Below are 13,035 nucleotides of genomic sequence, written 5' to 3' on the forward strand. Positions count from 1 at the left end.
CTCAGATAAATAGTTGACTAAATTACTCAGGAATGACACAATTTGACTATTGTTCACCACGGAGTATTTGTTATGAGACTGACATCAAAAGGGCGTTATGCAGTTACTGCTATGCTTGATGTTGCATTGCATTCGCAGCAAGGCCCTGTCCCCCTCGCTGATATTTCTGAGCGTCAAGGGATTTCCCTTTCTTACCTTGAGCAGCTTTTTTCACGTTTACGTAAAAATGAATTAGTCGCAAGTGTGCGTGGCCCGGGTGGTGGTTATTTACTCGGTCGTGAAGCGGGGCAAATTTTTGTTGCTCAAGTCATTTCAGCAGTTGATGAATCTGTTGATGCTACCCGTTGTCAGGGTAATAAAGAAGGATGTCAAGGTGGCGATCGTTGCCTGACTCATACTTTGTGGCGTGATTTAAGTGATCGTATTACCAGTTTCCTTAGCAGCATTAGCCTTGAAGAGTTAGTTAATAACGAAGAGGTTATGGATGTCGCTGATCGTCAAGACAATGAAAAACGTCATGCTATCAATGGTCGTTTACAAGAAACCATTGTTAATATGCGAGTTTAACGGCGATCTCTAGGCAAACAAAACAAAATTATTAAAGAAGATCTGTCGTCTTTGGAGTTAGTGAGCAATGAAATTACCCATTTATCTAGATTATTCAGCAACCACACCCGTTGATCCTCGAGTTGCTGAAAAAATGATGCAATGCCTGACTATTGACGGCATTTTTGGTAACCCAGCCTCTCGTTCGCACCGTTTTGGATGGCAAGCTGAAGAAGCGATCGATATCGCTCGTAATCAGATTGCTGATCTTATTGGTGCTGATCCTCGTGAAATTGTTTTCACCTCAGGGGCAACTGAAGCAGATAACTTGGCACTAAAAGGTGTTGCAAACTTTTATCAGAAAAAAGGTAAGCACATCATCACATCAAAAACTGAGCATAAAGCGATTTTAGATACTTGTCGTCAGCTTGAGCGTGAAGGTTTTGAAGTGACCTACTTAGCACCAAAAAGCGATGGCTTAATTGATTTGAAAGAACTCGAAGCCGCTATGCGTGACGACACTATTTTAGTTTCTATCATGCACGTGAATAATGAAATTGGTGTGGTGCAAGATATTGCTGCTATTGGTGAATTATGCCGTAGCAAAGGCATTATTTACCACGTTGACGCAACGCAAAGCGTCGGTAAATTACCAATCGATCTCTCCAAATTAAAAGTCGATTTACTTTCTCTTTCTGCACATAAAGTTTACGGACCTATGGGTATTGGTGCGCTTTATGTTCGCCGTAAACCACGCATTCGCTTAGAGGCACAAATGCATGGTGGTGGGCATGAGCGTGGTATGCGTTCAGGTACATTAGCCGTTCACCAAATTGTGGGTATGGGTGAAGCTTACCGTATATTGAAAGAAGAAATGGCTGATGAAACTAAACGTTTAAATGAATTACGTTTACGTTTATGGAATGGCATCAAAGATATTGAAGAAGTGTATATCAATGGTTCTTTAGAACATACAGCGCCAAATATTCTTAATGTCAGCTTCAACTATGTTGAAGGTGAATCATTAATGATGGCACTGAAAGATCTTGCTGTATCTTCAGGTTCAGCCTGTACATCAGCAAGTTTAGAGCCTTCTTATGTACTACGTGCTTTAGGATTAACCGATGAATTAGCACATAGTTCTATTCGTTTCTCTTTAGGTCGTTTCACCACTGAAGAAGAAATCGATTATGCAATTGAACAAATTCACAGTGCAATTGGTCGCTTACGTGATCTTTCTCCACTTTGGGAAATGCATAAACAAGGCGTTGATATCAACAGTATCGAATGGTCTCACCATTAATCAGACGTTTTCAGGAGTTAAATCATGGCTTATAGCGATAAAGTAATTGATCATTATGAAAATCCTCGTAATGTGGGTTCATTTGATAACAACGACCCTACAGTGGGGAGCGGTATGGTAGGCGCACCAGCTTGTGGTGACGTCATGAAGCTACAAATCAAAGTTGATGATAACGGTGTAATTGAAGATGCACGTTTTAAAACTTATGGTTGTGGCTCAGCGATTGCATCAAGCTCTTTGGTTACCGAATGGATGAAAGGTAAAACCTTAGATGAAGCAGAAGCGATTAAAAATACCGCAATTGCTGAAGAGTTAGAATTACCACCAGTGAAAATTCACTGTTCAATTCTGGCTGAAGATGCAATAAAAGCCGCGATTGCAGACTATAAAAGCAAACGCCAAGGCAAATAATTGCCTGTTATAATAAAAAAATAAAATATTGGCGGATGCTGAAGGTTATGTTTCAGTGTCCGCTTTCGTTCTTTATGAGTGAGGTGTGCCATGTCAATTTCCCTTACAGAAGCCGCTGCTAACCGTGTTCGCTCTTTTCTTGCTAATCGTGGCAAAGGCGAAGGTTTGCGTTTAGGCGTAAGAACATCAGGCTGTTCTGGGATGGCTTATGTTCTTGAGTTTGCTGATGTCATCAATGACGAAGATACCGTTTTTGAAGATAAAGGTGTGAAAGTTATTATTGACGGTAAAAGCATGGTCTATTTAGATGGAACAGAGCTTGATTTCGTTAAAGAAGGATTAAACGAGGGCTTTAAGTTTAACAACCCAAACGTGGCTAACGAATGTGGTTGTGGAGAAAGCTTTACCGTGTAATCAATATTTATACACGGTATTAATATCAATTAATCCAAGAGCAGAAGTATGGACTATTTCACCCTATTAGGCATGCCTAATCGTTTTGATATTGATAAACAACAGCTTGCTTCTCGTTATCAAGAGATGCAACGTCAATATCACCCCGATCGTTTTGCGGGTAAATCTGACAAAGAGCAAGTACAAGCAATTTCGTTTGCTTCGACTATCAATCAGGCTTATCAAACCTTAAAAAATCCACTTTCAAGAGCTGAATATATGCTCTCTTTACAGGGCATCGATATTGCTAATGAGCAACAAACGATGCACGATACGGCTTTTCTTATGGAGCAGCTTACGCTTCGTGAAGAGCTGGATGATATAGAGCATAGTACTGATGCTGAAAATTTACTGGCTGATTTTTCTGCGCGCTTAGAGAAAATGTACACTGTACGCTATGATGAAATGGTGAAAACACTGGACAGTCAGACTTGGGACATTGCCGCAGACAATGTGAGAAAATTACGTTTTCTCGCGAAATTAAAAGAGCAAGTCGAGCATCTTGAAGAACGCTTGTTTGATGGTTTTTAAGGAAAATTGTTATGTCATTATTACAAATTAGCGAGCCAGGACAAACACCTGCGCCACATCAGCGTCGATTAGCTGCGGGTATTGACTTAGGAACAACACACTCACTTGTTGCCACTGTACGTAGTGGGCAAGCCGAAGCGCTTTCTGATAGTGAAGGTCGCTATTTATTGCCATCTGTTGTGCAGTATCAAGTTGATAATATTAATGTTGGCTGGCAGGCGAAACAAGAAGCCGAAAAAGATCCCGCCAATACCATCAGCTCAATAAAACGAATGCTGGGGCGCTCGCTAAATGATATAACCAGTCGTTATCCTAACCTCCCTTACCATTTTCATGACAATAATAGTGGACTGCCATTAATTAAAACACCTGCTGGCATTGTCGATCCTATTCAAGTTTCTGCGGATATTTTAAAAGCCTTAGCAGAGCGTGCAATACAATCATTAGGTGGTGAACTTGATGGTGTGGTTGTCACTGTACCTGCTTATTTTGATGATGCACAGCGTCAAGGCACTAAAGAAGCAGCACGTCGTGCAGGTTTACATGTATTACGTTTATTAAATGAACCTACTGCTGCCGCGATTGCTTATGGATTAGATTCCGGAAAAGAAGGCACTATTGTCGTTTACGACTTAGGGGGCGGAACTTTTGATATCTCTGTCTTACGTTTAACTAAAGGGGTGTTTGAAGTCTTAGCAACTGGTGGTGATACTGCGTTAGGCGGTGATGACTTTGATATGATGTTAGCCGACTGGATCAGAGAGCGTGCGGGATTTGGCTATCAAAATGATGTTATTTTACAACGTCAATTACTTGATATTGCCTCAGAAACTAAAATCGCTTTAAGTGATAATGATGTGGCTGATATCAATATCAATGGTTGGAAAGGGGAAATTACCCGCGCTGAATTTGAATTATTAATTCAACCTTTAGTTAAACGTACGTTGTTATCTGTTCGTCGAGCATTAAAAGATGCTGATGTTGACGTGGATGAAGTGCTCGAAGTGGTTATGGTGGGCGGATCAACTCGCGTGCCGCTGGTGCGCCAAATGGTAGGCGATTATTTTAAACGTGAACCATTAACTTCGATTGACCCTGATAAAGTTGTTGCTATTGGTGCCTCTATTCAAGCAGATATTCTGGTAGGTAATAAACCTGATAGCGAAATGCTCTTGTTGGATGTTATTCCGCTTTCATTAGGTTTAGAAACCATGGGCGGGCTGGTTGAAAAAGTGATCCCACGAAATACCACTATCCCTGTTGCGAGAGCACAAGAATTTACCACTTTTAAAGATGGTCAAACTGCCATGAGTGTTCATGTGGTACAGGGTGAACGTGAAATGGTGAGTGATTGTCGCTCATTAGCCCGTTTTACTTTGCGGGGTATTCCACCAATGGCGGCGGGGGGAGCACATATACGTGTTACCTTCCAAGTGGATGCTGATGGTTTATTAAGCGTTAGTGCGATGGAAAAATCCACTGGTGTTGAAGCCTCAGTACAGGTAAAACCTTCTTATGGTCTTAGTGATACAGAAATCGCTAATATGATCCAATCTTCAATGGAAAATGCCAAAGAAGATTTACAAGCTCGTCGTCTTGCCGAGCAAAAAGTCGAAGCCGCTCGCGTGTTAGAAAGTTTAACCGCAGCATTACAAGAAGATGCTCATCTCTTAACTGAAGATGAGAAAACGGCTATCGATAATGTTGTAGATACTTTAATAGAAAGCGTTGAGGGAACAGATCCTGTTGCCATTGAAAACGCCATTAAACAACTGGATAAGCAAACTCAGGAATTTGCTGCGCGTCGTATGGATACTTCCATTCGTCAAGCGTTGGCAGGTCATTCTGTGGATGAGATATAACTATGCCTAAAATTGTATTTTTACCCCATAGCACTCTTTGCCCGGAAGGTGCTGTTGTTGATGCCACTGAAGGTGAGTCTATTCTTGATGTTGCATTACGTAATGGCATTGAGATTGAACATGCGTGTGAAATGTCGTGTGCGTGTACCACTTGTCACTGTATCGTTCGTGAAGGTTTTGATTCTCTTGATGAAAGTACAGAGCTGGAAGACGATATGTTAGATAAAGCGTGGGGATTAGAGCCAGAAAGTCGTTTAAGTTGCCAAGCGAAGGTAACTGATGAAGATTTAGTCGTTGAAATACCTAAATATTCTATCAACCATGCGAGAGAACACTGATTTTAGGAGTTTAAAATGAAATGGAGTGATACACGTGAAATAGGGGAAGCACTTTATGATCTCTACCCCGATACAGATCCAAAAACCGTTCGTTTTACCGATATGCATCAGTGGATTTGCCAATTAGACGATTTTGATGATGATCCACAAAAATCGAATGAAAAAATTCTTGAAGCAATTTTATTAGTTTGGCTTGATGAATTTGAATAATCGAGTAAATGATTAATGCGAAAGACTGGTTAATTGCCAGTCTTTTTGTTTTTATTGCTCAGTATGATTTAACTTTAAAAGAGGAATAAATACCCCAAAAGACTGAGTAACCAGCGTTTGTTTATGGGATATTGCTCGTAAAGTAACATGCAATTAGCTAAAAGGCTTTAATGAGAATAGTCGTGACTGATTTTTTGCAGTAAATTGATCACGCTAAAAGGTAAATATCTGGTAGTCTGAATAGGTTAACTGCCATCAGTAATAATAAGTGAGATAATAAATGAATAAACAAATTATGCCTATCATGCTGTCTAATGAACCTGCAGCAGCATGTTGGGGAGAAAAAGCACTAATTAGCACTAACGAAACTGGCATGACCGTTCACTTAACGGAAGAAAACCGCTTAGGGGCCATTCAGCGTGGTGGGCGCAAAATTGATGGTCAAGGTATTCGTAATGTTGCTCTAGTTGGTGACGGCTGGGATTTAGAACGTAGTTGGGCGTTTTGGTTAGGTTTTAGAGCACCTAAAGGAGCACGTTCAATCGAATGGCCACAATTAAGTGAAGCGGACAAAAAAGAATTAGAGTCGCGTATCCGCATTGTTGATTGGGTGCGTGACACAATAAATACCCCAGCAGAAGAGTTAGGGCCTGAACAACTGGCTCAGCGTACTGTTGATCTGTTCTGTGGTTTAGATAAAGAAGATATCAGCTATAAAATCACCAAAGGGGCTGATCTGAGAGATCAGAACTATGCGGGAATTTATACCGTAGGTCGAGGCTCTTCACGTGATCCCGTCTATTTAGCATTAGATTTTAATCCAACTAAAGATGCTGAAGCCCCTATCTTTGCCTGTCTTGTTGGTAAAGGGATCACCTTTGATTCAGGCGGATATAGCATCAAACCTTCTTCTTCCATGAATTCTATGAAAGCGGATATGGGCGGTGCTGCAACCTTAGCAGGTGCTTTGGCTTTAGCTATTACACGAGGTTTAAATAAACGCGTAAAACTATTGCTCTGTATTGCTGATAATATGGTTAGCGGTAATGCCTTTAAGTTAGGAGACATTATCCGTTATCGTAATGGTAAATCCGTTGAAATCATGAACACGGATGCAGAAGGTCGTTTAGTTTTAGCAGATGGTTTAATTGATGCTAGCAACTTTGCCCCTGAATTAATTATCGATGCGGCAACATTGACAGGTGCAGCTAAAGTGGCCGTAGGTAATGATTATCACTCTGTATTAAGTTTTGATGATAAATTAGCGAATGAATTATTAGCAAGTGCAGATCAAGAAAATGAACTGTTCTGGCGCTTACCATTAGCTGATTTCCATCGTAGCCAGTTACCATCAAGTTTTGCTGATCTCAATAATATTGCCGCACCTTCACATACCGCAGGCGCAAGTACAGCAGCCGCTTTCCTTTCTCACTTTGTGAAAGATTATAAAAAAGGCTGGGTACATATCGACTGTTCAGCAACTTACAGAAAATCATCTGTAGAGCAATGGGCTGCTGGGGCAACAGGATATGGTGTTCGTTCTATCGCTAATTTATTATTAACAAAAGCAAAATAATAAACATTATGTGATTTGGAGTTTGTAATGGATGTATCTGAACAATTTGAAGTACAAGAAATTGTTGCTGTTGAAGGTTCTTCTCTACAACTGAGTGTGCTTGAGCCACAGCCTGAAAAATTAACACAAGCATTGAGCGAATTTTTTGGTCAACATAAGCCTATTCGTCGTGCATTTATTGTTAATGCTTTGGAGCAAGGTGATGATGAGTCATTTTATTTGATTGGGCTAGAAATCACTGGAGAAGAAAATATTATTGCTCAGATACTCCCACAAGCTGCTGAAGCCGCTTTTGAGCATCTAGAAGAAGGACAATCTCTGGATTTCTGTTTTGTGAATAAAGATGAGCAAGGTGTAAGTCATTTTATGACTCACCATGTAACCCCTTTTTATCAACGCAAATTAGGGGGCTTTCTTCGTAAGGGTATTCCAATCGTTAATTTGAATACCTAACCTAATTTTTTGCAGTTTAGGCGATATCTCATCAGATATCGCTTTTTTTTACCCTATAATAAGAAAATGATTAAAATAGCAAATGGTTTGCATTTATATGTAACTCTTTGTTTTACTATTACTTTGCTTAAAAACGCACAAATAAATAATTAGTAAAGCCCAAATAAGGCTGTAGTATTAAATAATTAGGTTACTTAATGAGTTAGGTATTATTGTAGCCTGCATAAAACATCATATAATTCAGGGGTTGAATTAAAGGAAATGGATATGAATCGAGATCAATTTAGACAGTACACGGAAAAAAGAGGGTACCGTTGGTGTACACTTGCAGTGGTACTGGCTTCAGCATTAGCTTTAACAGGCTGTGATGATAACAAAACAGAAGATGAGCAATCTTCGACGAGTGATAACTCACAACCAACACAAGTTGCGGAACAAAAAAGCACATCGCAACAAACGACAACACAACTTGGTGATAAAACCGCAGTTACAACCAAAACGAATAATCAAACTGCATTAACTAGCCAAGAAGTGCGCAATGAACTTGCTCGTCGTTATGCAGGTAAAGAGGTGACTGTACTAGATGCCTCTGAATTACAACGCGATGGCGCAAGTACGATGGTAGTGACTTTTTCAGTACCACTCGATCCTGATCAGAAATTTGATGATGTTATCCGTCTTGTTGATACTAAAAAAGGTAAATTAGAAGGGGCTTGGGAGCTATCTGATAATCTGATGGAGTTACGATTCCGCCATTTGCCACCTTCAACAGAGTTAAACCTGACTATTGATGCTCAAATTAAAGGAATTAACGAACGTAAATTAGTAGAGCCATTTAGCCAAAAATTTACTACAGAAGAGATTTATCCATCGGTCGGCTTTACCAGTAAAGGCTCATTATTACCGTTAGAAGCAACGGAAGGTTTGCCAATTAGCGCATTAAATGTCGAACAAGTCGATGTTAACTTTTTCCGAGTTAAAGATGATCGGTTGACACAATTTTTAACTCAATGGGAAAGCCGCTCTAATATTAACTATTGGGAATCAGACGATTTTCTGTCACAAGCGGATTTGGTGTATAGCGGGCGCTTTGAACTTGATACAGAAAAAAACACCCGTGAAAATGTCTTATTGCCACTCAAATCTATTGAAGCCCTGAAAAAAGAGGGTGTCTATATCGCTGTAATGCAGCAGGCAGGTAAATACTCCTATACCATGCCGGCAACGGTATTTACTTTTAGTGATATCGGTTTATCAGTACATAGCTACCTTAATACGCTAGATATTTTTACTCAATCCCTGAAAAATGGCGCAGCATTAGACAATATTGAAATTCGTCTTTTGGATGAAAAAGGTAATTTAATATCTAAAACAAAAACTGATAATCAAGGGCATGCCACATTAGAAAAGAGTGATAAAGCACGTTTATTACTCGCTATTCGTAATGGGCAAACCAGTATGATTGATTTGCGTAAACCAGCCCTTGATTTATCCGAATTTGATATCGGCGGGCCACAAGGTTATAGCAAACAATTTTTTGTTTTTGGTCCACGCGATCTGTACCGCCCCGGCGAAACCTTAATCGTTAATGGTTTATTGCGAGATGGTGATGGAAACCCGATTAAAGAGCAACCTGTTAAAGTTGACTTATTAAAAACGGATGGTCAGGTTTCCCGTAGTTTTGTTTGGCAACCTGAAAATGGTTTTTATCAGTTGAAACTGATGATCCCTGAAAATGAGAGTACAGGTATTCGGAAATTACGTTTTGATTTAGGCGATGGCACTCCGCGCTTCTACCAATTCCAAGTTGAAGATTTTATGCCTGAGCGTATGGCATTAGAGATCACCGGTAAAAAAGGCATTTTACTCAGTGGTAATAATGCTTATTTTGATATTAAAGGTCGTTATCTTTATGGTGCACCGGCAGCAGATAATCGCTTGCAAGGGCAGGTTTTCTTAAAAGCTTCGCGAGAAGCAGTCAGTCAACTGCCGGGTTATGAATTTGGTGCCGTAAAAGATGAAAATTTAAGTCGTTTATTAGATGAATTTGAACTTACTCTTGATACGGATGGTGAAGGGGCATTAACGGTTGATAAAGATCGTTATGCTGAAGTGAAATCACCGATTAATATTATCTTACAAGCAAGCTTACTTGAAGCCGGAGGGCGTCCTGTTACTCGCCGTTATCAACAAGCGGTATGGCCAGCGACACATCTTGCGGGAATTCGCCCTGTTTTTGCTAAAAAAGAGGTGTATGACTACCGTAATGATAAATATAAATCAGGCTATAGTGTTGATGAAAACTCAATGGCGGAGTTTGAAATCGTTTATACCGATCAAGAGGGTAAAAAATTACCTGCTGATGACCTAAAAGTAAGATTTATTTACGAACGTTATGATTATTATTGGCGTTGGTCTAATTCAAATGGTTGGGAGTCTGGCTACAATCAAAAAGATCTGCAAATGGATGAGCAGACTATCAAAATAGCTAAAGATGGTACCGCAAAAGTGGCTTTCCCTGTTGAATGGGGCTCTTATCGTATAGAAGTGGTCGATCCTAAAACAGAACTTGTCAGTAGCTTACGTTTTTGGGCGGGCTATTCTTGGATGGATAATACTGGCGGAACCGGGGCAGTAAGACCTGATCAAGTTAAATTAAAATTAGATAAAGAGAGTTACTTACCGGGTGAAAAAGTCAAACTCAATATTGCAGCCCCTCATCCTGGTAAAGGTTATGTGCTATTAGAATCGAGTGATGGGCCACTATGGTGGCAAGAGATTGATGTACCTGAAAAAGGGCTTGATGTTGAAGTACCTATTAATAAAGAGTGGGCAAGACACGATTTATATTTGACTTCGGTGGTGGTAAGACCGGGGGATACATCCAAACAAGCGACGGTAAAACGTGCAGTAGGTATTTTGCATTTACCACTACAAGATAACAATCGCCGTATAGATATTGCACTGGATGCACCTGAAAAAATTCGTCCAAATCAAGATCTAAAAATTCGGATTAAAGCTAAGCCCGTAGCAGGCCAGCCATTGCCGGAAAACATCAATGTATTAGTGTCTGCAGTTGATACAGGTGTCTTAAATATTACCGACTATAAAACGCCTGATCCGTACGAAGCTTTCTTTGGTCGTAAGCGTTATAGCGTTGATCAATACGATGTTTATGGTCAGTTAATTGAAGGTGAAGGGCGTTTAGCCAACCTACGTTTTGGTGGTGATGGAAGCGAAGAAAGCGCATTATCTCGTGGTGGTAAAAAGCCATTAACAGATGTGCAAATTATTGCTCAACAAGCAACACCTGTAAAATTAAATGCACAAGGTGAAGGTGAGGTTTCTTTACCTATACCTGAGTTTAATGGTGAAGTCCGCCTTATGGCTCAAGCATGGACTGCGGATAAATTTGGTAGCCAAGAAGGTAAAGTTGTTGTTGCCGCGCCATTAGTTACTCAACTCTCATTACCACGCTTTATGGCTGGGGGAGATGATGCGTTACTGTCATTAGATTTAACTAACTTAACGGATGCACCACAATCTATTACGTTAAATTATACGGCATCAGGATTAGTTGATTTAGCGGGTGTCGACAGTAAAACCGTTTCATTATCGAAAGGTGAACGAACTCAAGTTCAAATCCCTATTACGGCAAAACATGGATTTGGCCAAGGCGAATTTTCCCTGTCTATTTATGGTATTAAAGTACCTAATGAAGAGATAAAACCTTATCAAAATACTTGGAAAATAGGTGTACGCCCTGCGTATCCTGCTGAGACAATACATTACGCCAATACATTAGCAGATGGTGAGTCTTGGCGCTTACCAAACGAAGCATTAAATCAATTTAATCGCTCAACGCTTGAGGGGGAATTATTACTTACTAGTCGCCCTCCGTTACAGGTAGCGCGTTATGTTAGAGAGTTATTTGCATATCCTTATGGATGTCTTGAGCAAACTGTTAGTGGATTATATCCATCCTTGTATTCAACAGAGAAAGAGTTGAAACAATTGGGGATCAAAACACAAACAGATATGCAAAGAAAAGAAGCCATAGAAAAAGGGATTGCTCATATCTTAACAATGCAAAAATCCGAAGGAGGATTTGCCTTGTGGGCTCAAGGTGGGCGTGAAGAGTTTTGGTTAACGGCGTATGCAACAGATTTCTTATTTAGAGCGTCTCAACAAGGTTATGAAGTTCCTACTGAGGCATTAAAACGGGCAAATGATCGTCTACTACGTTATTTACAAGATAAAAATATTGTTAATGAAGAGTATGTGGTTAACCAAGATGCGGCTCGATTCTCAGCAAGAGCATATGCGGCTTTAGTTCTGGCTAATCAGCAAAAAGCCCCTTTGGGAGAATTGCGCCGTTTATATCTAGAACGTAATCAAGCGGGTAGTGGTTTAGCGCTTGTGCAGTTAGGTGTTGCTTTGAAATTGATGGGAGATAACTCTCGTGCTGAAAGCCTAATTGCTGAAGGTGTCACCATGCCACGTAAATATAATTACGGTTTAGGTGATTACGGCAGTACTATTCGTGACCAAGCGTTGATTATTGCGCTACTCAGTGAAAACAATTTGGAAACTCAAACTCGTGATGCCAGTGTTATTACATTATCTGATAACTTAACAGGGCGTGAATGGTTCTCTACACAGGAGAGTAACTCACTATACCTTGCTGGTCGTTTCTTTATTGATATGGCAGAGAAGCCTTGGGAAGTAACCATTAATCGTCAAGTGCCAGCAATGAGTAGTGATCGCGCAGTTAATGAAGCATTGACTGCAACACAATTGCAAGAAGGTTTAGAGCTAAACAACCAAGGTGGTACAACCATTTACTCTCGAATGAATGTTGTCGGATATCCAAAAGTTGCCCCAGCGCCTTATAGCAATGTATTGAAGATCAATCGTAGTTATTACGATCTAAAAGGCAATCGAGTCGATCCTAATCGCTTACAAAGTGGTGAAATGCTGGTGGTAAAATTAGAGGTTTCAGCTAATAGAGATGTACCTGATGCCTTAGTGGTTGATCTATTACCAGCGGGGCTTGAAATTGAAAATCAAAACTTAGCATCAAGTAGCGCAAGCTTAAGCGATAGCGCTGCTGATTTGCAGGAGTTTATTGATGATATGGGACAAGCCAATATTAAACATCTTGAATATCGTGATGATCGTTTTGTTGCCGCAATAGCGGTTGATAAATATCGTCCTACGACATTACTTTACTTAGCAAGAGCGGTAACTCCGGGGAGTTATCAAGTACCGCCTCCGCAAGTTGAGTCAATGTATGTGCCTTATTGGCGTGCCGTAGGGGCAACAAAAAATAAAATCGATGTTGTGCCTTAA

Annotated in this window: 11 protein-coding genes; all 11 read left to right on the forward strand. The window is 40.2% G+C overall.

The window, feature by feature from the left end:
- Positions 1-72: 72 nt before the first annotated feature.
- The 11 genes from iscR to AACU95_RS05610 all read left to right on the forward strand — a co-directional run bounded on the left by iscR (position 73) and on the right by AACU95_RS05610 (position 13,035).
- Positions 73-567 (forward strand): Fe-S cluster assembly transcriptional regulator IscR, encoded by a 495-nt coding sequence (iscR, locus tag AACU95_RS05560; protein WP_004248437.1) that lies wholly within the window; start codon positions 73-75, stop codon positions 565-567.
- 67 nt (positions 568-634) lie between these two features.
- The gene (locus AACU95_RS05565; protein WP_004243849.1) at positions 635-1,849 is read left to right on the forward strand and encodes an IscS subfamily cysteine desulfurase; all 1,215 of its coding nucleotides are present in this window, start codon (positions 635-637) and stop codon (positions 1,847-1,849) included.
- A gap of 24 nt (positions 1,850-1,873) precedes the next feature.
- Positions 1,874-2,260: a Fe-S cluster assembly scaffold IscU gene (gene iscU, locus AACU95_RS05570; protein ID WP_004243847.1), complete on the forward strand. Its 387-nt coding sequence runs from the start codon at positions 1,874-1,876 to the stop codon at positions 2,258-2,260.
- 90 nt (positions 2,261-2,350) lie between these two features.
- Positions 2,351-2,674 (forward strand): iron-sulfur cluster assembly protein IscA, encoded by a 324-nt coding sequence (gene iscA / locus AACU95_RS05575; RefSeq protein WP_004243846.1) that lies wholly within the window; start codon positions 2,351-2,353, stop codon positions 2,672-2,674.
- Positions 2,675-2,722: 48 nt separating this feature from the next.
- The gene (gene hscB, locus AACU95_RS05580) at positions 2,723-3,244 is read left to right on the forward strand and encodes a co-chaperone HscB (protein WP_004243844.1); all 522 of its coding nucleotides are present in this window, start codon (positions 2,723-2,725) and stop codon (positions 3,242-3,244) included.
- Positions 3,245-3,255: 11 nt separating this feature from the next.
- Positions 3,256-5,106, forward strand: a complete 1,851-nt coding sequence (gene hscA, locus AACU95_RS05585; RefSeq protein WP_017627967.1) for a Fe-S protein assembly chaperone HscA — start codon at positions 3,256-3,258, stop codon at positions 5,104-5,106.
- 2 nt (positions 5,107-5,108) lie between these two features.
- Positions 5,109-5,444, forward strand: coding sequence for an ISC system 2Fe-2S type ferredoxin (gene fdx, locus AACU95_RS05590; protein ID WP_004243842.1), 336 nt, complete (start codon positions 5,109-5,111; stop codon positions 5,442-5,444).
- Positions 5,445-5,459: 15 nt separating this feature from the next.
- Complete coding sequence (gene iscX / locus AACU95_RS05595; protein WP_004243841.1) at positions 5,460-5,654, forward strand: Fe-S cluster assembly protein IscX; 195 nt, start codon at positions 5,460-5,462, stop codon at positions 5,652-5,654.
- Between the two features lie 280 nt (positions 5,655-5,934).
- A complete protein-coding gene (gene pepB, locus AACU95_RS05600; RefSeq protein ID WP_004243837.1) occupies positions 5,935-7,230 on the forward strand; it encodes an aminopeptidase PepB in 1,296 nt (431 codons plus the stop codon).
- A gap of 27 nt (positions 7,231-7,257) precedes the next feature.
- Positions 7,258-7,683 carry an enhanced serine sensitivity protein SseB C-terminal domain-containing protein gene (locus AACU95_RS05605; protein WP_004248435.1) on the forward strand — a complete coding sequence of 142 codons (426 nt, stop codon included), beginning with the start codon at positions 7,258-7,260 and terminating at the stop codon, positions 7,681-7,683.
- Between the two features lie 267 nt (positions 7,684-7,950).
- Complete coding sequence (locus AACU95_RS05610; protein ID WP_026090413.1) at positions 7,951-13,035, forward strand: alpha-2-macroglobulin family protein; 5,085 nt, start codon at positions 7,951-7,953, stop codon at positions 13,033-13,035.

Source organism: Proteus sp. G4415, from assembly GCF_963896075.1.
In the GTDB taxonomy this organism is placed as follows: Bacteria; Pseudomonadota; Gammaproteobacteria; order Enterobacterales; family Enterobacteriaceae; genus Proteus; species Proteus mirabilis.